This is a genomic window from Neotamlana sedimentorum (assembly GCF_000943565.1).
GTDB lineage: Bacteria > Bacteroidota > Bacteroidia > Flavobacteriales > Flavobacteriaceae > Neotamlana > Neotamlana sedimentorum.
In genome coordinates this window covers 134182-157297 of record NZ_JTDW01000004.1, presented here as the reverse complement: position 1 = coordinate 157297, position 23116 = coordinate 134182, and the positions used below count along the sequence as shown (strand labels likewise).

At 31.6% G+C, this 23116-nt stretch carries 25 protein-coding genes; 12 read left to right on the top strand and 13 right to left on the bottom strand.

Going from position 1 to position 23116, the window contains the following annotated elements:
• Window positions 1-8 precede the first annotated feature (8 nt).
• The 11 genes from PW52_RS05590 (at window position 9) to PW52_RS05540 (ending at window position 9679) form a co-directional block, all read left to right on the top strand.
• Entirely contained in the window at window positions 9-338 is a 330-nt protein-coding gene (locus PW52_RS05590; RefSeq protein WP_044631951.1) for a translation initiation factor, read from the top strand.
• 3 nt (window positions 339-341) lie between these two features.
• A complete protein-coding gene (locus tag PW52_RS05585) occupies window positions 342-1283 on the top strand; it encodes a DUF1835 domain-containing protein (RefSeq protein ID WP_044631950.1) in 942 nt (313 codons plus the stop codon).
• Window positions 1273-2148 (top strand): nucleoside phosphorylase, encoded by an 876-nt coding sequence (locus tag PW52_RS05580; protein ID WP_044631949.1) that lies wholly within the window; start codon window positions 1273-1275, stop codon window positions 2146-2148. Before PW52_RS05585 ends, PW52_RS05580 begins: the two co-directional genes overlap by 11 nt.
• An 11-nt stretch (window positions 2149-2159) precedes the next feature.
• A complete protein-coding gene (locus PW52_RS05575; protein WP_044631948.1) occupies window positions 2160-3014 on the top strand; it encodes a substrate-binding domain-containing protein in 855 nt (284 codons plus the stop codon).
• A gap of 81 nt (window positions 3015-3095) precedes the next feature.
• Window positions 3096-3440: a 5-carboxymethyl-2-hydroxymuconate Delta-isomerase gene (locus PW52_RS05570; RefSeq protein ID WP_044631947.1), complete on the top strand. Its 345-nt coding sequence runs from the start codon at window positions 3096-3098 to the stop codon at window positions 3438-3440.
• A 253-nt stretch (window positions 3441-3693) separates the two neighbouring features.
• Entirely contained in the window at window positions 3694-4728 is a 1035-nt protein-coding gene (locus tag PW52_RS05565; protein WP_044631946.1) for a DUF262 domain-containing protein, read from the top strand.
• An 11-nt stretch (window positions 4729-4739) separates the two neighbouring features.
• Window positions 4740-5726 (top strand): nucleotidyltransferase family protein, encoded by a 987-nt coding sequence (locus PW52_RS05560; RefSeq protein WP_165586761.1) that lies wholly within the window; start codon window positions 4740-4742, stop codon window positions 5724-5726.
• Between the two features lie 156 nt (window positions 5727-5882).
• Window positions 5883-6716, top strand: coding sequence for a PD-(D/E)XK nuclease domain-containing protein (locus tag PW52_RS05555; RefSeq protein ID WP_044631944.1), 834 nt, complete (start codon window positions 5883-5885; stop codon window positions 6714-6716).
• A gap of 203 nt (window positions 6717-6919) precedes the next feature.
• Complete coding sequence (locus PW52_RS05550; protein ID WP_044631943.1) at window positions 6920-7507, top strand: EF-hand domain-containing protein; 588 nt, start codon at window positions 6920-6922, stop codon at window positions 7505-7507.
• A gap of 197 nt (window positions 7508-7704) precedes the next feature.
• Window positions 7705-8751 carry a redoxin family protein gene (locus tag PW52_RS05545; RefSeq protein WP_044631942.1) on the top strand — a complete coding sequence of 349 codons (1047 nt, stop codon included), beginning with the start codon at window positions 7705-7707 and terminating at the stop codon, window positions 8749-8751.
• 229 nt (window positions 8752-8980) lie between these two features.
• On the top strand, window positions 8981-9679 hold the full coding sequence (locus PW52_RS05540) for a hypothetical protein (protein WP_044631941.1): 699 nt from the start codon (window positions 8981-8983) through the stop codon (window positions 9677-9679).
• Window positions 9680-9898: 219 nt separating this feature from the next.
• On the opposite strand, the gene PW52_RS05535 is transcribed toward PW52_RS05540, so the two are convergent.
• From PW52_RS05535 to PW52_RS05505, 7 genes are all read right to left on the bottom strand, one after another.
• Window positions 9899-12376 (bottom strand): zinc-dependent metalloprotease, encoded by a 2478-nt coding sequence (locus PW52_RS05535; RefSeq protein WP_044631940.1) that lies wholly within the window; start codon window positions 12374-12376, stop codon window positions 9899-9901.
• Between the two features lie 210 nt (window positions 12377-12586).
• Complete coding sequence (gene leuB, locus PW52_RS05530; RefSeq protein WP_044631939.1) at window positions 12587-13642, bottom strand: 3-isopropylmalate dehydrogenase; 1056 nt, start codon at window positions 13640-13642, stop codon at window positions 12587-12589.
• Window positions 13643-13813: 171 nt separating this feature from the next.
• On the bottom strand, window positions 13814-15334 hold the full coding sequence (locus PW52_RS05525; protein ID WP_044631938.1) for an alpha-isopropylmalate synthase regulatory domain-containing protein: 1521 nt from the start codon (window positions 15332-15334) through the stop codon (window positions 13814-13816).
• A gap of 117 nt (window positions 15335-15451) precedes the next feature.
• Complete coding sequence (gene leuD / locus PW52_RS05520; protein WP_044632238.1) at window positions 15452-16051, bottom strand: 3-isopropylmalate dehydratase small subunit; 600 nt, start codon at window positions 16049-16051, stop codon at window positions 15452-15454.
• A gap of 94 nt (window positions 16052-16145) precedes the next feature.
• Entirely contained in the window at window positions 16146-17552 is a 1407-nt protein-coding gene (gene leuC / locus PW52_RS05515; protein WP_044631937.1) for a 3-isopropylmalate dehydratase large subunit, read from the bottom strand.
• A 194-nt stretch (window positions 17553-17746) separates the two neighbouring features.
• Window positions 17747-18139 (bottom strand): acyl-CoA thioesterase, encoded by a 393-nt coding sequence (locus PW52_RS05510; RefSeq protein WP_044631936.1) that lies wholly within the window; start codon window positions 18137-18139, stop codon window positions 17747-17749.
• 11 nt (window positions 18140-18150) lie between these two features.
• Window positions 18151-19044 (bottom strand): DUF72 domain-containing protein, encoded by an 894-nt coding sequence (locus PW52_RS05505; RefSeq protein ID WP_044631935.1) that lies wholly within the window; start codon window positions 19042-19044, stop codon window positions 18151-18153.
• A 118-nt stretch (window positions 19045-19162) separates the two neighbouring features.
• On the opposite strand from PW52_RS05505, the gene PW52_RS05500 reads away from it, so the two are divergent.
• Window positions 19163-19579: a hypothetical protein gene (locus tag PW52_RS05500; protein ID WP_044631934.1), complete on the top strand. Its 417-nt coding sequence runs from the start codon at window positions 19163-19165 to the stop codon at window positions 19577-19579.
• On the opposite strand, the gene PW52_RS05495 is transcribed toward PW52_RS05500, so the two are convergent.
• The 6 genes from PW52_RS05495 to PW52_RS05475 form a co-directional block, all read right to left on the bottom strand.
• Window positions 19576-20259, bottom strand: a complete 684-nt coding sequence (locus tag PW52_RS05495; protein WP_044631933.1) for a DUF2461 domain-containing protein — start codon at window positions 20257-20259, stop codon at window positions 19576-19578. The two genes, PW52_RS05500 and PW52_RS05495, sit on opposite strands and share 4 nt — an antisense overlap.
• Before the next feature lie 71 nt (window positions 20260-20330).
• Window positions 20331-20888 carry a hypothetical protein gene (locus PW52_RS05490; RefSeq protein ID WP_044631932.1) on the bottom strand — a complete coding sequence of 186 codons (558 nt, stop codon included), beginning with the start codon at window positions 20886-20888 and terminating at the stop codon, window positions 20331-20333.
• Between the two features lie 24 nt (window positions 20889-20912).
• On the bottom strand, window positions 20913-21110 hold the full coding sequence (locus PW52_RS05485; RefSeq protein ID WP_044631931.1) for a hypothetical protein: 198 nt from the start codon (window positions 21108-21110) through the stop codon (window positions 20913-20915).
• Between the two features lie 59 nt (window positions 21111-21169).
• Window positions 21170-21331, bottom strand: a complete 162-nt coding sequence (locus PW52_RS17345) for a DUF1328 domain-containing protein (RefSeq protein WP_082050846.1) — start codon at window positions 21329-21331, stop codon at window positions 21170-21172.
• Between the two features lie 217 nt (window positions 21332-21548).
• A complete protein-coding gene (locus tag PW52_RS05480) occupies window positions 21549-22451 on the bottom strand; it encodes a mechanosensitive ion channel family protein (protein ID WP_044631930.1) in 903 nt (300 codons plus the stop codon).
• Between the two features lie 48 nt (window positions 22452-22499).
• Entirely contained in the window at window positions 22500-23006 is a 507-nt protein-coding gene (locus tag PW52_RS05475; RefSeq protein WP_044631929.1) for a Dps family protein, read from the bottom strand.
• Window positions 23007-23116: the final 110 nt, after the last annotated feature.

Here is a 23116-nt window from a genome sequence, read left to right as displayed (position 1 = left end):
TTTGTTTTATGGATTTACAAGACCAGCTAAAAAACTTATTCCCAGAACATACTCCAGAAGAAACACCATCAAATACAGATGATTCGTCTGATATTTGGATGCAAGACGACCCTATAATTTGCAAATACGAAAAACGTAAAGGCAAGCCAACAACTATATTAGAAGGCTATACTGGAGCCTCCGAAGACTTTAAACAACTTGCAAAAGAAATAAAAACAACACTTAGTGTTGGCGGTAGTTTTAAGGATAATAAAATTATTATTCAAGGCGATTATCGTGATAAAATTATGTCAATTCTAAAAAATAAGGGCTTTAAAGTAAAGCGCGTTGGAGGCTAAATTATGAGCAAAAAACCACTACACATTACAAATGGAGATGAATTAACTCAGGTTTTAACCGATTTAAATATTGAAGGTGAAATTATAGTATGGCACGAAATGTTATGCGAAGGTCCAACTCAAGAAATAATTTATTCGGAAGATTTTTTAGAAAAAAGAAAAAAATTTTTCGATGAAACATACGATATTGAAATCGATGAAGACCGAATTATTTCGGAATTAGGAAAGCTTGATAATGCCCATGAGTATTCCGAAATTATATTATGGTTTGAATACGATTTATTTTGCCATATTAATATGATCGCCGCCATAAGTTTGCTTCAACAGAAAAAAATTAATCTTCCTATTTCTTTAGTTTGTAGCGGAAGAATAGAAGGTGAAAAAGATTTAAAAGGATTATCCGAAATCTCATCAAAACAATTACAAAAACATTACAAGAACAAAACACTTTTAACTTCAAAAGATATTGATTTGGCCACAACTATTTGGGGGATTTACTGTGGAATTGATCATAATTTATTAAAACCATTTATAGTAAAATCGTCTTCGTTTAAATATTTAAGTAATTGTTTAAAAGCCCATTTAGAGCGTTTTCCAGATAGCATAACTGGTTTAAATATTTTAGAAACGAACATTTTAAAAATAATAAAAGAGCACGAAATTAAATCAAAAAATCATTTATTAGGTTATGCTTTAAACTACCAAGGATATTACGGTTTTAGCGATTTACAAATGTCTAGAATAATAGATAAACTTAGCTTGTTTTATACTGAAGAAGATAAAAAAATAGAATTAAATCGAAAAGGTTATGAAGCCATATTAGGTAAAACTAACGCTTCTAATCAAGTTGACGACAATATGTATTATGGTGGTGTTGAGCGTTTAACTTATCAGTTTAGCAAAACCGAGAATAAGCTAATTAAATCTGTTTTAAATGCCTATTAAAGAATCTGAACTTATATTGAATCCAGATGGCAGCGTTTATCATTTAAATTTAAGGCCAGACAATGTAGCTAAAACTATAATTTTTGTTGGTGATCCAGATCGTGTAGAAAAAGTAACATGTCATTTTGATTCAATAGAATTTAGTACTCAAAAGAGAGAATTTAAAACTCAAACAGGCTATTACAAAACCAAACGTATAACAGTAATTTCAACAGGAATAGGTTCCGATAATATTGATATAGTCTTAAATGAATTAGATGCGCTTTTTAATATCGATTTACAAACCAGAAAGCCTAAAAAAGAATTAACAAGCCTAAACATTATTCGCGTTGGAACTTCAGGTTCACTTCAAAAGGAAATACCTGTCAATTCTGTTTTGGTTAGCGAATATGGTTTAGATATTAACGGTACGCTTCAATTTTATGTTACCGATAAAATAAGTCATTCTAACATTGAAAATGCTTTCATAAATCAAACCAATTGGAGTAAAAATAAATCAAATCCTTTAGCGATAAAATCTAGCGAAAAGCTCTTCAAAATATTTTCAAATAAAAACACGTATAAAGGCATAACAGTAACGGCCAATGGATTTTATGGGCCACAAGGCAGAATGTTACGTTTACCAATTCAAGACCCAGAAATAAATTCTAAACTTGAACATTTCTATTTCGAAAATTTAAAAATCACAAATTTAGAAATGGAAACCTCGGGAATCTATGGCTTGTCGGCACTTCTAGGGCATCATGCCATTTCATTAAATGCGATAATAGCAAATAGGCCAAGTGGAACTTTTAGTGAAAACCCTTCAAAAGTGATTGAAGATTTAATACTTTACGCGCTTAATAAAATTGTAGAACAAATCTAATCACGATTTAAATGAAGAAAATTAATATTGGTGGTGTACCTGAACACTTTAACTTAGCTTGGTATTTAACGCTAAAAAACGGCGAATATAAAGAAGAAAATATAAATTTACGTTGGCATGATTACTATGGCGGCACTGGTGCTATGTGTAAAGCATTGCGAAATAAAGAAATAGACTTAGCGGTAATTTTAACCGAAGGTATTATTAAAGATATTATAGCAGGAAACCCCAGTAAAATTGTGCAAACTTTTGTGCAAACACCTTTGGTTTGGGGTATACATGTAGCTGCAGACTCTCCTTTTAAAACCATTGAAGATATTAAAGGCACAAGAGCCGCAATTAGTCGTTACGGTTCTGGTTCTCATTTAATGGCATATATAAATGCCGAAAACCATGATTGGGACTTAAAATCCGATTTAAATTTTGAAGTTATAAAGGATTTGGATGGCGCAGTAAAAGGCTTAACAGAAGGCGCTGCCGATTATTTTATGTGGGAAAAATTTACTACAAAACCTTTGGTGGACAATGGTACTTTTAGGCGCATTGGCAATTGCCCTACACCCTGGCCTTGTTTTGTAATTGCCGCCCGTGAAGAGTTTATTGAAAACAATCCTGAAGAATTAAAAACCATACTAGAGATAATTAATAACACAACGCTCGATTTTAAAGACATACCAAGTATCGATAAAACCATAGCAAACCGTTACGAACAACAATTAGAAGATGTACAAGAATGGCTTAGTATTACCGAGTGGTCTCAATCTTTAATTGATAAAGATACCGTAATGAAAACGCAAAAAGAATTATTAGCACTCGATATTATCCCAGAAATTGCAGATTATGATGAGTTGATTTTTAGAGTTTAAATTTAATTAAACTCCAACTTAAAGAAGGTGTTTATAAAACGAGTTACCCAACATTAAGAAAAACCTGAAATAAAATAATTTATGCCACATTTTGTAATTGATTGTTCTGAAAATATCATAAAAATAAAATCACCGGATGAAATTATTCAAAAAGTATATGATACAGCTGAATCAACTGACCTCTTTGATAAAGGAGACATCAAAGTAAGAATCAATCCTTTTGAATATTATAATATCGGAAATACAAAAGATAATTTTATTCACATTTTCGCGAATATTATGGAAGGACGAACTATCTCTCAAAAAAAGAATCTATCGGAAAGAATTATTACTGAATTAAAATCAATGTTCCCAGATGTTCCAATTATTTCAATAAATATTAGAGATTTTGAAAAAGCAACATATTGCAATAAATCAATGGTGTAAGACTGAATAAACAAATTTTACATTGAAAATAATAACATTGGGTAGCAAGGGCTATAATTAATATAAGGGTTGGCTTTTAATCCAAAGTTTAGTGTATTTTTATAATGTCGTCAAATAATTTTGATTTGACTTTTGAAAAGAAAAAATAAAAGCAAACAAAAAGCTTCGTCTTAGTGCTAAATCGAAAAGCCTTTGCTTCCCTATTCCCGCACTAATCATAGCCGAAGCCGTTGGACACAATTAAAAGAAACAAATGAACAGAAGACAAAATTTTCAAACAATAGCTTGGTTCAATGACCTATATAACAGAGAATTACTTGACCTTGACCCTCCATATCAGAGAAGAAGTGTTTGGACACAAACATTTAGAGATTATTTTATCGAAACCTTGCTGTTAGACTATCCAGCTCCGACAATATTTCTATATGAAGAGATTAGCGGTACTGGAGTAACAACCTATAATGTAGTTGATGGAAAACAACGTTTGACCTGTATTTTTGCTTTCATAAATAATGAATTCCCAGTACCTGAAAGCTGTCCTATTGAAGACATAAGGGGTGTATACTTTCAAGAGTTTAATGGAGATTTAAAGAACAAGTTTTGGAGTTATACATTCTCAGTTGAATACTTGCCAACAAATAATGAAAGCATTATAAATAATATTTTCGATAGAATAAATCGAAATGTTGCGAAACTTACATCACAAGAATTAAGGCATGCGAAATACTCTGGTGATTTTATAACAGTATCAGAAGATTTAACAGTATGGATGAACGATAAGCTTCCAGTAAATTTTCCGCAAATAGCTAAAAGAAGTAGATCGCAAATGAAAGATGTTGAACTTACTGCACAAATATTGTTGCGCTTAGAAAATGAACCGAAAGGTTTCAATACAAATGAATTAGATATCGCTTTTGGAAATAGAGACGATAATTGGGAGGATAAGGATGAGATAGAAGAATTATTTAAGACAATAATTAATATTGTTAATAACATACTTTCTGATGACCCTGATAATATTCTTACTCGTTCAAGATTAAAGAATCAAGCAGATTTTTATTCATTAATTGGCGCGTTACATGTTTTAATTCAGCAAGATAATTTACCTGAATTAAATGATATGAAGGCTAGATTAACAACTTTCGTAAACCATGAACCAACAGATGAATCAAGCAATGATATAAATTTATATTATGAATACGCTCGTGTAGCTTCAAATAGAACACTTGCAAGAAAAGAAAGGGAAAATATCCTAATCAAAGTCTTATTGAATCAAATTGAGTATTAGTAAATATGATTTTGGATTCTAAAATATCTACAAAATACAAGTTGTATTTACCATATTTTGAGTTTATTCAAAGCGCATTGGATCAAACACTAATGAACTATGCTAAAAAACATTTGTTCGCATACACTTCAAGAATTAAAAAACTAGATTCAATTAGTGAAAAAATTGAAACAGGACGTTACTCTTCCTGGGTAGAAATTGATGACTTTATTGGATGTATTTTAATTGTTCCTAATTTAAGCTATGAGGAGGAAGTTATTGATTTTTTAAAAAATGCCTTTACAGAAATAGACCTTAGAAAAAAAGGAAGTACTTTTAAAAATTTTGACACTTTTAGATTTGACTCTACGAGATTCATTGGAAAACTTATACCACCAAACCAAGAGATAAATAAAGAGATATACGATATAAAATTTGAGATTCAAATTCGTAGTGCATTTGAACACGCTTGGTCTGTAACCACACATGACTTAGCATATAAAAGTAAAAACATTGATTGGAAAATTTTAAGACTTGCCTCACAATTAAAAGCCTCTGTAGAACAACTAGATATGATTGCTCTTAGCGCTAAAGATGTTAATAAACAAATTACAAGCTACAAATGGCCAGAAATTGACATAAAAATCAAAATATTAAACTTCATTAAAGAATGTTTCGAAAATGGAAAAATCCCAAATGAAATAGCTCCCAAAGATTATAGCCGCGTAGTGGATAACATATTTGCCTTGATTAAGAATAAGTTAAGCATTTGGCAATCTCGCAAAGTAAATAAAGAATTAAAGCTTATTTTCAATAATATAAATACAGAATTGAATCTAATTAACCAAAAAGGTTTCCCTATGAGCTTATCACTATTTCAAATAATATTTGGAATATTTTTAAAATATGAAATAATTGAACCTGAAGACATTTCAAAAAATGTATTTTATAAAACTGATACTTTTCTGACTGTTTTCCCTGAATTGAAAGAACTAAAAATTAAAGAATTTCAAATATAAAAACTGGGCCCAACATTGGCTATAAACAATTGGGGTGTAAGTGATAAAACAAATGTATAAACATAAAACCAAGGTCAGTGCTAAACCGAAAAGTTAGGGCTAAAAACCCCAACTGCTCATAACCGAGATCGTTAGCAAATATATCAACAGAATCTTATGACAAATCAGCATTATCAAGAAACCAAAATAAATGAAAGTATTGCATTATGTTATAATCATCTGAACAAAATACAAGGACTACATATTGGGCTTGACTATTGTGAAATAGGAGAAGAATACTATATAAATAAAGACATTGAAACCTATTCATATAAATTCAATTCTCTATTAAAATCTACTTATTTACTCATCTTATCATTTATAGAAAGTCAAAAAAATTTTGAACTTTTAAAATTATATAAACAGGATTTAGAGAAAATACTCGCATCAGGCTTTAATGGTTATAAACCAATTGATGATGACGAGTTAGAAGAAACATTTTACGTTAGCGAAGAACTTGATAAAATGAAAGAATATCTAATTCCATTTCAGGCTTTTAATAATGATTTCTATAAAAACGCAGGACTTATATTTCTAGAAAATATTTTATCAAATACAAGTGTAATTTTAAAAGAACTGAATATCGTACCGAATAGCGAAACACAAGTTTACTCACCAGTCAAATTTGCTACAAAAGTGACATTCCCAGATAGCTCATTCCCTTCTGAACCGTTTTACAAAACGGCAAAAGGCTATAAACCTGATATATTAATTCCTTCGCTCAATTGTGCTATTGAATATAAGTATGCTAAAGAAGAAACGAAAATGATAAATACTATTGAACAAATACTTATTGATGTGAAAGGATATTCAAATCATCCTTTATATAAGATTTTCTATGCAGTTTTTTATGTTACACCAGGATTTTGTGAAGAGAAACGTTTTCAAAATATTTGGGATGGTTATAAATTTCCGGATAATTGGAAACCAATATTAGTGATAGGAGAATAAATACATTTGCTGACAACCTCTATAGTTCATTACGGCTGAAATTCCTAATCGGAATTTTAAGCCTTTTTGCTAAATTTATGGTTGCGGCGGAATGATACTCGCGTACCATTCCATAACGAAATTATAGCCAAAACCGTTAAATTTAATGCTAGACCAAATTCGCTAAATTGATAAAACCTAACGAAAAGTAGAAAAAATATAATATGAAAATAGTAAAGAAAATTTTAATTGCTTTAAGTATTACTTTATTCGTCTGTTGTGGTGCAAACAATAAAAAAGCTAAAAACAAAGCTACCGAACAAGACAGTATGTTAAACAGTGAAAATAGACCACCACGACCTCCAAGACATGAAGTCCACCGCACTCCATGCGAAGCTTTAAAAGAAGGCCCTACGGGTAGTAGTGAGCATGGACCAATGGACAATGCTGACCTAAATAGAGATGGAACAGTTTTACGAGAAGAGCTAGAAGCTTTTATGCAGCAGGGAGAATACAGAAGAGTAACTATAATAAACTTCTTTGACCTATTTGATACGGATAAAAATGGGAAACTAAGCGACACAGAGTTCGCAAAAGTTAAACCCAATCATAGTTTTAATGGTACTGATGCCAATGGAGACTGCATAGTTACTAGAGAAGAGGTTGTTGCTTATGCGAATGAAGAAGGGCGAAGTTATCGTAAAATTGGATTAGATAAGTTCTTCGACTTAGTTGATGCTAACGGAGATAACAAAGCTACTCCAGAAGAAATTGAAGCGGCACACGAAAGCGGGCTTCTCGCACGATTTTAATTAAATGTGACTAAAACTTACAAAAGCACTAAAAGCTGTACTCTACATAATTAATTACTAGTGAAAGCCTATTTACTAAAATAAGTGCTTTTAATATATAACGTTTATTGTGCAAATATACTAATGTTAATGTTTACTAAAAAAAATAGTTTTCCTACACATAATTAATACCTTTAAAATCTAAAATTTTAAAACGCATGAAGAAAATCCTTTTAGGTGCTTTTGCCTTAGCTGCGATTGCTTGTAAACAAGAACCCAAAGATTATGTAACCCTTACGGGGAAAATTACTGACAAAAACAGTGATTCCATTTTAATTAGAACACGCGCCTACTCTAAAACCATAAAAGTTAATGACGATGGTACATTTAGTGATACTTTAAAAGTTGAACCTGGAATTTTTAGTTTTTATGACGGTGCCGAATCAACAAATATTTTCCTAAAAAATGGTTTCGAAATAGATATTACTCTTGATACTAAAGCGTTTGATGAATCTGTTGCCTTTTCTGGAGCTGGAGCTGAACACAGTACTTTTTTAGCTAAAAACGCATTAATGCAAGAAGAATTACTTGATATTGATGCGCTTTCGGAATTAAACGCAGAACAGCTTGAAAGTGAATTAGACGGAATAAAAACTAAATTATCTAACTTTTATTCTTCTAATACAAGCATAGATACATTAATAACAAACGGCCTAAACAAAAGTTTAGAACCCATGTTGCTTTCTTATAAGCGTTATTTATCTCAAGGTATTGCTTTAAGAACAGCATTACCAAAAGGAGCGCCGTCGCCTACTTTCGAGAATTTCGAAAACGTAAAAGGTGGCACCACCTCGTTAAGCGATTTAAAAGGAAAATATGTTTATATAGATGTATGGGCAACTTGGTGCGGACCATGTAAAGTTGAAATTCCTTCGTTAAAAGCTTTAGAAAAAGAATACCATGGTAAAAATCTTGCCTTTGTAAGTCTTTCGGTTGATGATGGACGAGGTTATAGAGCCGAAACCAGAGAAAAATCGGCTGAACTAGCCAAAGAAGGTTGGAAAAAAATGATAGCTAATGAAGACCTTGGTGGTATTCAAGTAATATCTCCTAACGGATGGCAAACCGATTTTATTCAAAACTATAAAATTAACGGAATTCCACGATTTATTTTAATCGATCCTGATGGAAATATCGTTTCTGCAGATGCGCCACGACCATCAAGTAAGAAAATTAAAAAATTGTTTAATGAATTAAACATCTAGAACAATAAAGTTTTATAACATAATAAAATAGGCTGATTAAAAAGAATTGAATGTCTTTTTAATCAGCCTATTTTTATGTCTTCTTATTTATATTTTCAGAAATATTCAGCCTTTAATCGAAAAAAAACGTTTAAATCATATTTTTAAAAAAACGTAACGCCTTATTTTTAAAGTAATTACATATATTTGTTGGTAATAATAACCCAAATTTAAACCAATAAACTAACCTATGTTGCAAAATTTTAAGTTAACAACATCTGTTTTTTCTTTAACAGGCTTGTTTTTTATTACCTGCTTACCCGTTTTATCTCAAGATTACGATTTTATTTTTAACGAAACGAAGAATCAGACGGTTGTTAAAAGCGAAGGAAAGTCGCCTTATGTTTATGAGTTAATTGCCGAAAAATTTATTGCTGCAGATACGGTCAAGTACGTTAAACGTATTACACCATTTTATCAAAAAACACTTTTGTATAAAGATTTAGCTCAAGATGATAGTATAAAAATAGTAAAGTTAAAACAAGCGTCTCAACCCATAATTAATTTAGATGAAGCTGATGTTAATAAAAGATTAGAAGTATATAGAAGAACCTTAAAACGAGTTAATAAATACGAACTCATTCCTACTGCATCAAATCCATTTTACAAACTTAAAATTAGACGTAATATTTTTAAACCAGAACAAGTGATACTTGGACGATTTAAAGCTTTAGGTCTATTCTATGTAATAAAAAATGTAGCAGGTTTAACCGAGTGTAACTTAATACCTGTTGAAGAGGCTAAAGAAAACAATATAACGGAAGACCAATTTCTTTTTAAAAATAAATTTGTTGTTATGCAAAATTTACATACCAAAGTATACTATATGGTTTTTCCCGATTTTATAAAAAATTACCCTGTAAAAGTTTCCAATAATATAAAAACCTAATAACTTATAATAGCTACCAAGTTTTTACATTATTTATATTATGATGTGCTTAAATTGGTGGGGTTTTCTATATCTTCATTTACACCTTTAGTTCCGATAAACATTGACAAATCACGAATATATTATGCATAATATATTCAACCATTTAGTTGCCGCACTACCCTATTTTAATTTATTTTTTTTGAACTACCATCTAAAATGAAAGCAAAAAAATATTACTTATTTAGGATCTAAAATCAAATCAATACGTTCTACCAAGTCTTTGTAATGGTATTTTGTAATCGTATTAACACCTCTGTTAGCAGCATTGTTTAAACTACGTTTTAAAACATTTAATTCTCCACGAATTATAGGGCGAATATCAGATTGTGTTACACTTACCTTTTCTGTGGTGCGTGGCGAACCTTCATCTGTCATTAAATATGCCATTCTATCTACATAAGCACGTTGTAAATTTCTTCGGTAAACATCAACGTTTTTGGTGTAATTAGCTTCTGTAAAAAGTCCTTTTCTAATATCTCTAAGCATTTCTAAAGCAGAATAATTTTCAGCATTTATTGCCTCATGATCAATAAGTCTTCCTAATCTATCAAAACTTAATAACCCAGATAAAAATCTGTTTTGGTATTTCCCTAATGTATTTGTGTAACCGGCATAATCAATGTTGGTGATTATAGATTTATCGATTAACCAATTTGGTGTTTCAAAAACATTTTTATGTAACCAATTTACCGATGCTTTTTGCAAACTTTTAGGCACAGCTTCGTAAGCCGTTTTTTCTTGATTCGGATTTACTAAATGCTCGTAAACACCGCCTACATTAGTTGCCACATGACCAGAATAGCGATTCCAACAACTTAATAATTCGCCATAAAGTTCTTCTAAATCTTTAAAATCGTTTGTTTTATCGCTGGTCCATTCAGGTAAATATTTAACTACTATTTTTAAATTTTTTAAAGCATAATTACTGGCTTTAATAGCATCGTCTCCAATATCTTCAGTTTGAGAATTTGGGTCGAAGCGACTACTTTGCTTTCCAAATCTAAAACGTAAATCGTTAGCTTTTTCTAAAATCCATTTGTCAAGTACCTCTACTTCATCTTCAGACGTTTTTGCTTCAGGAATGTATCTATAACCCCAATTAATAGCGTACTCATCATACGGTCCTATTTGTCGAATAAAACGAATATTTTTATCTCCTGGTTGGGCAATGTAATTATATCTGGCATAATCCATTATAGTTGCTGCAATACCGTTTTTTTGCGTAAACTCTCCGCTTCTATAATCTTCTACACTATATGCTTTACTTGCACTCATGTTATGTGGTAAACCTAAGGCATGCCCTACTTCGTGAGCAATTACCATTTTCATCATTTCTCCAATATCTTCAGCTGGAGTATCAAGCGTTCTAGCCGATGGGTTTGCTGCGCCAGTTTCAAGTAAATAACGGTTTCTGTAAGATCGTAAGTGGTTATGATACCAAATGATATCACTTTCAATAATTTCACCAGAACGCGGATCGGATACGCTTGGGCCCATTGCATTTCTAGTTTCACTAGCTACATAACGAATTACAGAATATCTAATATCTTCTGGACTAAAATCTGGATCTTCTTCTTTTGTTGGAGGATATTTAGCAATAATAGCATTTTTAAACCCAGCTTTTTCAAAAGGTTTTTGCCATAGCTCAACGCCTTCTTTAATATACTTTCGCAAATTCTCTGGAGTTCCAGGATCTAAATAATAAATTATGGGTTTTATAGGCTCTACCAACTCACCACGTGCATAAGCATCAGGATCTTTTGGTTCTAAACGCCAACGTCTAATATAAGTTTTTTCGTCTGCTTTTAAAGCTTCACTGCCATAATCAATTTGGCTAAACGAGAACCAACCTACACGCTCATCGGCGTAGCGTTTTTGCATAGGCACTTCGGGCAACAAAATCATAGATTGATTCATTTGAACGCTAATAGATTCCAAACTTTGAAAAGATGGAGGTTCCGATGCATTGTAAGTCATATCTTGAACCACTTCAATATTATTTGGAAAGCTTTTTATAGAATTAATAAAACTTCTAGATGCATCTAAATTTCTTACTTTATACTCTTTTCTTGCTCTTGCAGTTAAGCCACTAATAGCTTTTACATCGGTAGAATAAAATTTTGTGACATCAATAACCACCGCAGATGAGTCTTTACTAAACGACGAGATATCGAAAGAAAAAAGCGTTGGCTCATAATTATTTACTTTTACAGAAGCATTTATTGCTAAATTTTTATCGGCAACAGCATGACTCGATTTTTCTTTTATTAATATTTTATCTTGAAAACGTTCCCAAACAATTAATCGGGTTGCCGTTTTAGTTCCTGCATTAATATAACCACCACCAAAATTTTCTGGTAATTGTTTAATACGACTTACTAGCAACATATCTTTACCTAATAAATTGTTAGGTATTTCAAAATAAAATTTATTATCTATTCTATGTGTGGTAAATAAACCAGTATTAGAAACTGCCTTTTTATTTATTAATTTATCGTAGGGTTTAAATTTACTAGCATTTTCAGGAGAAGATTTTTTCTTTTCTAAAGCGGCCGCTTCTGCTGCTTTTTTCTTCTTTTTTTTAGATTGAGCTTCTAAATTTACTGGTATCAGCATTAAAAACAGCGATAATGTAAAAAGTAAAATGTGTTTCATGAATATTGAGTTGTTCTAGTTGAGTTATTTCATAAAGTTAACACAAACCACAGCCTACCTGTTAATTTTTACAAAATTTTAAGGAAATAAATATACTTTATGGGTTTTCCCTGTTTTAAAAAAAGTATCCTATAAAAGCTTCTAAAAACATAAAAACCTAATAGCTAAAAATAGCTATCAGGTTTTTACATTATTTATATTATTATTTGCTTAAATATTTTTAGCTAACCAATCTCCTACTTCAGTAGTTCCATAAGCTTTTCCACCTTCAGCTAAATCTTCAGTAACAATACCTTCAGCTAAAGCTTTATTTACAGCCTCACGAATAACTTTACCTTCTTCGGCTAAACCAAAGTTTTCAAACATCATAGCTGCAGATAATACTGTAGCCATTGGGTTTGCAATGTTTTTTCCTGTAGCTTGTGGGTACGAACCGTGAATTGGCTCGAATAAAGAAATACTAGTTCCTAAAGATGCCGATGGCATTAATCCCATAGATCCAGAAATCACAGAAGCCTCATCGGTTAAAACATCACCAAATAAGTTTTCAGTAATTAATACATCATAATCTTTTGGCCATTGTACCAAACGCATAGCAACTGCATCAACAAATTCATAGCTTACCTCTACCTCTGGGTAATCTTTTTCCATACCTTGCACAGTCTCTCTCCATAAACGCGATGTTTCCATAACGTTTGCTTTATCTACACAACATAATTTTTTCGAGCGTTGCATAGCTGCTTCAAAACCTTTTTTAGCCAAACGAGTAACCTCTTCTTTGGTGTACATGTTAGTATCATAAGCCGTGTTACCATCGTCTTTTCTACCTTTTTCTCCAAAATAAACACCAGAAGTTAACTCTCGGAAAAATACTAAATCAGTACCTTCAATGCGCTCCTTTTTTAATGGAGATTTATCTAATAATGACGGAAAAACAAACGTAGGACGCACATTAGCAAATAAACCTAATTTTTTACGCATTTTAAGTAAACCTTGCTCAGGGCGCACCTTTGCAGTTGGGTCGTTATCGAATTTTGGATGACCAATAGCACCAAATAAAACCGCATCAGACGATGCACAAATTTCGTGAGTTTCATCTGGGTAAGGTTCACCAACAGCATCAATAGCCGCTGCTCCTGTTAAAGCAGGTTTCCATGTAATTTCATGACCAAATTTAGCAGCGACAGCATCACTTACTTTAACGGCTTGGTCTATAACCTCTGGTCCTATACCGTCTCCGGCTAAAAGGGCTATGTTTAATTTCATTTTAGTTGTTTTATCTAAATTATTAAATTTTATTCATTTTGAGCGTTACCCACAAGGGGTCGGGCTTTACACTATATCTTTTTTTTATCTTACCCTTCGACTACGCTCGGGATGCCAAAAAAAAGGATGCCGTTTCAATCCCTAACGCAATTCATTACTAACAATAAACATTTAGTTAGTAATAATATTCAGCATTTTCTCGGTAGCAATAATTGCCGATACCGTTTGGTCGGAATCTAAACCACGAGTTTTAAACTCTTTAACGTCCGATTTCCATGTTATTATAGTTTCACATAACGCATCAGAATTACTTCCTGGTGGTATCCTCACAGCATAATCAATTAATGCAGGCAAAATCATTTTCTTTAATTTAAAAATGCGGCGTAAAGCATTCATAAACGCATCAAATTGTCCGTCACCTTGCGCATGTTCTTCAAAGGTTTCACCTTCAATAGTTATAGAAACCGTTGTTGATGGTTTTAACCCCTTAGAATGTGTTAACACATAATTATTTACAGTTACCTTTTCTTCGTAAGTTCTATCTAAAACATCCGAAATAATATAAGGTAAATCCTCTTTAGTTACCACTTGCTTTTTGTCGCCTAACTCAATAATTCGTTGGGTTACTTTCTTTAAGTCATCGTCATTTAACTGAAGACCTAATTCTTGCAAGTTTTTTTGAATATTCGCCTTTCCAGACGATTTTCCCAACGCATATTGGCGTTTTCTACCAAAACGTTCTGGCATTAAATCGCTAAAATACAAGTTGTTTTTATTGTCACCATCGGCATGAATACCAGCGGTTTGTGTAAAAACATTGGCCCCAACAATAGGTTTATTTGCCGGAATTAAAATACCGGAAAAATTCTCTACCAGTTTGCTAACCGTATAAAGTGCCTTTTCGTTAGCTTTTATACTAACATGTGGTAAATAATCGTTAATTACAGCAATAGTACTCGCCATAGGCGCATTACCAGCTCGTTCGCCCATGCCGTTTATGGTTAAATGTAAACCATCGGCACCTGCTTTTATACCTTCAATTGCATTCGAAACACCTAAATCGTAATCGTTATGTGTATGAAAATCGAAATGCGTATTTGGGTATTTATCTTTTATTTCTTTTATAAACTCAAAAGATTCCGAAGGCGTTAACACACCTAAGGTATCTGGTAACATAATACGTTTTACCGGTTGCGATGCTAAAAATTCCAAAAAATCAAAAACATAATCTTTAGAATTTCGCATACCATTACTCCAATCTTCTAAATAAATATTAGTTTCAATGCCTTTACTGTCTGCTAAAACAATATTTTCTTTTATATCTGCAAAGTGCTGATTAGGAGTTTTTTTAAGCTGGTAAGTTAAATGATTAAGTGAACCTTTTGTTAATAGGTTTTGCACCTTGGCTCCTGCTTCAATCATCCAATCGACAGACACACCTTTATCAACAAAAGTTAAGACTTCAACTTTACTTAAATAGTTGTTTTCGTTAGCCCAATTGGTAATATTTTTAACCGCTTGAAATTCACCTTCAGAAACTCTAGCCGAAGCAATTTCTATACGGTCTACCTTTAATTCTTCTAAAAGTAACTTGGCAATGGTTAATTTCTCTGAAGCAGAAAACGACACACCGGAGGTTTGTTCACCATCCCGAAGTGTCGTATCCATTATTTCTATGTATTTCTTACTCATTAATGTTTAGTGGTCAAATAATTGTCATTCTGTCCCTAAAAAATTGCGGTAAAGTTTCAGTATTCTTTAAATAATTTAGTAAAAGAACCTGTAAAATTTCAGGTTGACAATAGATAATTAAAACGGTCTTGTTTCACCAAAAGAAGCTATTTCTTCTTTCATGTTTTGTAAATAATCAATATCATCAAAACCATTTAACATATTACCTTTTTTGTAGCCATTAATGTCGAAAGATTCTGATTCTCCTGTCGATACTAAAGTAACCGTTTGGTTTGGTAAATCTACTTTAATTTCAGTTTTTGGATCTGCTTCAATTGCATCAAACAATTTTTGAGCAAAAACAGCAGAAACTTGCACTGGTAAAACACCAATATTTAAGCAGTTATTTCTAAAAATATCTGCAAAAAACGACGAAATTACACAACGTAAACCAAAATCGTAAACAGACCAAGCAGCGTGCTCTCTAGACGAACCAGAACCAAAGTTTTTACCACCAACTAATATTTTAGCGCCGGCATATTTTGCATCGTTTAACGGAAAATCTGCAATTGGGTTTCCTTCGGAATCATATCTCCAATCACGGAAAAAATTATCACCAAAGCCCTTACGCTCTGTTGCTTTTAAAAAACGTGCAGGAATAATTTGATCTGTATCTACGTTTTCTATTGGTAATGGATATGCTGTGCTTGTTAAAACTTCAAATTTATCGTAAGCCATAATATTTTTACTTTTGGCCATTAGCTTTTAGCTGTTGGCAAATGTTATTTATTTTTTCAACTTATAGTTAAATACTACAAATCGAAGTCTGTTTTTAGACTAATTCTTTCATTAATGTTCTTGGGTCTGTTACAACACCTTCTACCGCTGTTGCTGCTGCAACTAATGGCGAAGCCAATAACGTTCTAGATCCAGGACCTTGACGACCTTCAAAATTACGGTTAGATGTTGAAACCGCTAACTTTCCTGCAGGAACTTTATCGTCGTTCATTGCTAAACAAGCCGAACAACCAGGTTCTCTTAAAACAAAACCGGCTTCGGTTAATATTTTATCTAAACCTTCTTCCTTAATTTGATCTACAACTTTATGCGATCCAGGAACTAACCAAGCCGTAATATTTGGCGCTTTTTGTTTCCCTTCAACAATAGAACAAAATGCTCTAAAATCTTCTATTCGTCCGTTAGTACATGATCCTAAGAAAACGTAATCAACTGTTTTACCAATCATGTCGTCTCCTTCGTTAAAATTCATGTAGCCTAAAGACTTCTTGTAAGTTGCAACACCACCTTCAACGTTTTCTGCTAAAGGAATTGAATTTGTTACGCCCATTCCCATTCCTGGGTTGGTTCCGTAAGTAATCATTGGCTCAATATCAGCAGCATCATAATTAAACTCTACATCAAACTCAGCATCTTCTTCGGTATATAGTGTTTCCCAATATGCCATGGCTTTATCCCAATCGGCACCAGTTGGAGCATGTTTTCTACCTTTAATATATTCGAAAGTTTTTTCGTCTGGAGCAATCATACCACCACGTGCACCCATCTCGATAGATAAGTTACAAACCGTCATACGACCTTCCATAGACATGTTTTCAAAAACATCTCCTGCATATTCTACAAAATAACCTGTAGCTCCAGAAGTTGTTTGTTTTGAAATTATGTAAAGCGCCACATCTTTAGGTGTAACACCAAAACCTAACTTTCCGTTTACGTTAATACGCATTTTTTTAGGCTTAGGTTGCATGATACATTGTGTAGACAATACCATCTCTACCTCCGATGTACCAATACCAAATGCAATAGCACCAAAAGCACCGTGCGTTGATGTATGCGAATCGCCACAAACAATAGTTGCTCCAGGGAGTGTAATACCATTTTCTGGACCAACAATATGAACAATACCGTTATTTCTGTGACCTAAGCCCCAGTGCGAAATACCATATTCTGCCGCATTATTAGCTAAAGCTTCTAATTGGTTAGCAGATAAAGGATCGGCAACTGGTAAGTGCTGATTCCAGGTTGGCGTATTGTGGTCTGCAGTTGCAAATGTTTTTTCAGGGTACATAACATTTATACCTCTACTTTTTAAACCAACAAAAGCAACAGGACTTGTAACTTCATGAATAAAATGACGATCGATAAAAAACACATCTGGACCATCTTCTATTTTTCTAACAACATGTGAATCCCACACTTTGTCAAACAACGTTTTGCTCATTATAATTAGATTTTTCTTAAATATTAAAATTGATTTTTTTTGAAAAAAGTTTCAAAAAAAGGTGGACAAATTTAGGCTTTATTAAACTTATTTGAAACTTTAGACGGATTAGTTATTTAATTTTTATAATATTTCCAGTAGAAAGTGTATAAACTGCATTATTTTCAATAGATTTTTACATTTGGCAATAATTTTTAATCATTATTTAAGCGATCTGCAACGTATTCTATTTCCGTTTTACCATGTGGCAATGCTTTTCCTTCTTCACTTAGGTTTACCATAACGATATTTGAAATGGTAATAATGGTTTCACGCGTCATTTTATTACGTACTTCACAGCTTAATGTAATAGATGCTCGTCCAAATTTTACAACATCAATACCAATTTCTATAATATCCCCTTGACGCGCCGATGCTTTAAAATCTATTTCACTTATATATTTTGTAACGACTTTTCGATTTTCTAATTGAATGATGGTGTAAAGCGCAGCTTCTTCATCGATCCATTCAAGTAATCGACCACCAAACAAGGTGCCATTGGCGTTTAAATCTTCTGGTTTAATCCATTTTCTGGTATGAAATCTCATAATTTTAATTTTTAAAATAGGTTCTGTTGTATGTATTGTTCTTCATTAGGTATTTTTAAATTATACCCAAGTTCAGAATTTAATTTTTTTATAAAATACGCTGATAATAAAGGGGATTCTTTTTCTAGATTTTGATGCACAAAAAAATCAATTTCTTTTATGCCTTGTTCGCTCCAAAGTTTAATTCTTTCTATCCAATCATCTAAACGGCTATAATCGCTTTCATGATTTGCACCAACGTAACGTACAAATGCTGTGGCATTAGTAAGCCTCATGTGCATTAAATCGCGCCTTCCAGCGGTATCAACAATTATATTACTAATGTTGTTTTCTTCTAAAAGCGTGTAAAGATCTTCTGCTACAACAGCGTCATTATACCAATTGGTATGCCTAAACTCCATTGCTAAGGGTATTTGTTTGGGCCAACTTTCGGCGAAAGACACTACTCTATCAAAATCTTTTGGGGCAAAATTATTATGCATTTGCAAGAAAATAGTGCCTAATTTTTCTTTTAAATTAGATGCGTTGTATAAATAATGTTCAACAACGGCTTTAGTATCATTTAACCGTTTCCAATGGCTAATTTCTTGATTTAATTTGGGGAAAAATTTAAAATCTTTAGGTGTTTTTTTATAGCAGTTTTCAAACTGTTCTGCGGGAAATATTCTGTAAAATGTTGCATTTAGCTCAATGGCATTAAACTGAGAGGAATAATATTGAAGCTCATCTTTAGTGCCACGAGGATAAAATCCTTTTAAATCGGCTCTATTCCATTTTGCACAACCTACGTAAATTTTAGGTTTAGTATTAGCTGAGTAGGAATTTAATAATTTTTTAGTTTCTGGACGATCTTTAGGTAATGTAAAATCAATAATTTCAGGGTTTTCAACACTGCCAAACTTCATTTTTAATTTTTATATAAAGGTACAAAATTGCGTATTGTTGATAAGCCCGTTAATAATTAAAATTATTATAATTAATAAACGTTTAAATATTGTATAATTTTAATAAAAACTTCGCAATATGAGCAATAGAGATTTAGATTTAAAGAAAATTAGACCAGCTATTAAAACGTTAACTATTAACGAAAATATGAGCGGTGATGAGTATTTTCAAAATGCTGTTTTACGCCCTGTAATTAAATTGCAAAATGATTTATTCATAGAGGTTTTTAGAAATTATATTGCTAAACATAAATATGTTTTTTATGATTTATCTTTGGATAAGCGTACAACCTACATTGAAAACGGTATACAAAAGGATATGAAATTTAGAAATTCTTTAAAAGGTATGGTAATTGGGCAGTTTACCACAGATGAGTATTTGCTTTACATTAAAAACTCGTCTGCTTTAAACAAACGTATGATGAATATTGTAAAAGAGCGTTTGCTTAGTAATATTCAATTATTTGTTAAGCCTGAGTATTTAACTGCGGTTTAATCTATTAAAGATACACCATTTAAATCGGTGGTAAGTACATCGCTCATGTAATTAAAAAATGGGCGTATAGCTTTAAACGACGCGTTAACATCATCTAAAAAATTAGGAGACAATACTTCTTTGTCTGTATATTTTTTAGTAAAAATGTACTGTTTTTTCTTAATAAAATCTATAGCTTGATGATCTTTACTAAAACCTTTTGGTGCGGTTTTTAGTTCGTCGCCTTCAAAAGAGCTTCCCCAAATAGAGTTAAATTTTGGGTTAGATAGAATGTCTTTAATTTCTGTGGTATCCATTTCAAATTCTTTTCTTATCCGTAGTAAATCCTCTTTTTCGGGTTGCCAAAACCCTGTTGCGATAAAACTTTCATTATTTGGCTGGATATGCAAATAGTAGCCACCTCTTAGTCTTGGTTTTGTTCGGTGAAACGAACCTCCAAAATGTGTTTTGTAAGGTTGTTTATTTTTAGAAAAGCGTACATCTCGGTAAATTCTGAAGATTTTTAATTTATCAATATCATCATGAGTGTTTAATTTTTCTAGAACCAAATTATAGAATTGTTTTACTTCATCTTGAATAGTTTTAAACTCAGATTTATTTTCGTTAAACCAATCGCGATTATTATTTTGTTCTAAAGCTTTTAAAAATGTAAAAACGGACTTAGATAGTGTAGCACTCATTAAAAAATATTTTTTTAAAAATACAAAAGCCCTAATTAATTAGGGCTTTTAAAATATTATTTATTTAGAAATTATAAACTAGGTTCTGCCATTTTATAAGATTTAGTTACAATTTCATCTTTATTTTTATCGTAATATTCGATAGTGAAATCGCCATTTTCATTAAAGTAACCAATTCCTGCGTAGTTTTTATGATCTACTAGATAATTGCCATTTTGAGTATTGTAAGCAGAACCAGTTTTTACAAATTTGTTTTCTTCTTTACTAAAAGCAATATCGAAACCTCTGTCATGTGGCTTAAACAAATATTGTTTATCTCCTAATTTGTAAAATGTACTTTTGGTTAACAACTCGTAATTGTTATCTCCATTATTATCTACCATAACCATTTTTTCAACTTTTGACACGCTATTTACGCGTTCTTGGTTTACTTTATTTTTATCAGTTTCTGCCAATTCTACATTGGCTGTTTCTCTGGTTACTACTTTTACTTTCTTTTCGATAATTTCACTGCCATTATTAACTTTAACAGTTTCAATTTCTACTTCTTCTTTAGCTTCTTCTTTATTAGTTTGAGAAAAAGCACTTGTGCACAATAAAAAGGCACTTATATATATTAAATTTCTCATTTTTGTTAAATTTTAAAGCTATTATTATTTCATTTCATCTTCAATGTCGTCTGCAGTATCTTCTACTTCATCAGAGACATCATCTGCTGCATCTTCAATTTCATCTCCAGCATCTTCCATGGTTTCCTCGATTTTTTCTCCTGTAGATTTTTCTTCTCTACAACCAATAAATGCGGTTGATACTGTAAATAATATAGCTAAGGTTAAAATTACTTTTTTCATGATTGTTGTTTTTAAAGTTGTTTTGATATAATTTTTAATTAAAAAGGTTTTAGATTTAATTATCTTTTTACTAAACCTTTTAAAAGTGATAATACAAACAGTACTATAAAAATGAAGAATAGAATTTTAGCAATTCCTGCAGATGCTCCTGCGATTCCTCCAAAGCCTAAAACTCCGGCTATTAATGCGATTATTACAAATGTGATTGTCCAACGTAACATAATTTTTATTTTTAATAAGTGAATAATTTAAAACTGAAACTTTTTCAGTTTTACTCTAAATATATTTTAGAGATTTTAAAGTGTAATAGCTATTAATTGTTTCTATTTAAGAATCAATTGTTTACTATAAATACGAGGCTAAAATGCTTAGTAGATTTTTTGTTAACATAGTTTATGATGGTTTCATAAACTATGTTAATTTTTTACAATTTATCTATTAATTATTAGAATATTGATTATCTAAAATAGCCTCATCAAAAGATAACTTGTTATTAAATTCAAGTGTTCTTATAGGGAATGGTATATTAATTCCAGCTTTATCATAAGCTTTCTTAATTTCTATTATTGCTTTTGTTTTAACTCGTTTTTTCTCCAGCAAATCGCTTGTATTTATCCAGAATCTGCATAAATAGTTTATAGAACTATCTCCAAACTCGGTATAATAAAATTCTACATCTTCTGCCGATTTTACATCAGAAAAAGCATTTGCAATTGTTTTTTGAGTTAAATCTTTAACCTGTTCTAAATCCGATTCGTAACCAACACCACAATTAATAAATACACGCATTTTATTAGCTAAAGAATAATTTTTTAAAGGATTTTCAAGAATTGTTTTGTTAGGGATAATTACAATATGATTATCGGCTTCTTTTAAAACAAACTCTTTTAAATTAACATCAATAACCTCTCCGGAATATCCGCTAGTTTCTACCCAATTACCAATTTGTATGCGTTTTCTAAACGATATTACAATACCAGCAAATGTGTTAGATAATGTGCCTTGTAAAGCTAAACCAATAGCTAAACCAGCAACCCCAGCACCAGCCAATAACGAGGTTAACATTTTACTTAGGTTTAATATACCTAATGATAAAAACAAACCTGCCATTACTATTACTACTGCAGATATTTTTGCAATCATGTTGGCAATAGATTGTTGCTTTACTTTGTGGCTTACTAGTTTTAATACTAACTTTTTAATATAAGTTGCAATAAAATATGAAGCTACCATTACAACAATGGCCAATATTAAATTAGGTATATTTTGAATTACAGCATTTAACCAACCTTGTAATTTGGTAATTAAATTATTAAATGCTTCTGTTATGGTACTTTCCATTATTTTTAATTTTTAAAATATTAATACTCTTTTTAATTTAAGTATTAATTATTGTACTTCGGCAACTCTAGTTTTTAAGGCGTCGGATGTGTTTTTGCTCCAAGCATCTAGCATCCAACTTGCTTTTTCTAGTTCGCGAATGTAAGCTCCAATTAAATCTATAGTACCTTCATCATTCACACCTTCTGCAACTTCAATAACTTTTCCCATTTGTTTTAAAATTAACTTATGGTCGTTTATGGTTTCTGTAACCATATCAATGTCTGATTTTATTGGTGCAGCTTCAGCTATAGATGATACTCTTAAGTAATCGCTAAATTTACTCATTGGGTGATACCTTAAAGTTAAGATGCGCTCTGCAATTTCATCAATTTTAACCCTGGCATCGGTGTATAATTCTTCAAATTGTACGTGTAAATCAAAGAAGTTTTTACCTAAAATGTTCCAGTGATTACTGCGTAATTTTTGGTAATAAATGTGGTAATCTGCTAGCAGAATATTTAGTTCTACAACAACAGTTAATAATTCTTCATCTTTCATATTCAAATAACTCATAATATTTCTGTTTTTTTGTGTTCAACTGTTATCAAACTAAGGCAAATAGCAATTTTGTCAAGTCTTTTAACAGGGTTTAACGGCATTAAGTTTTAATTAACTTAAATTAT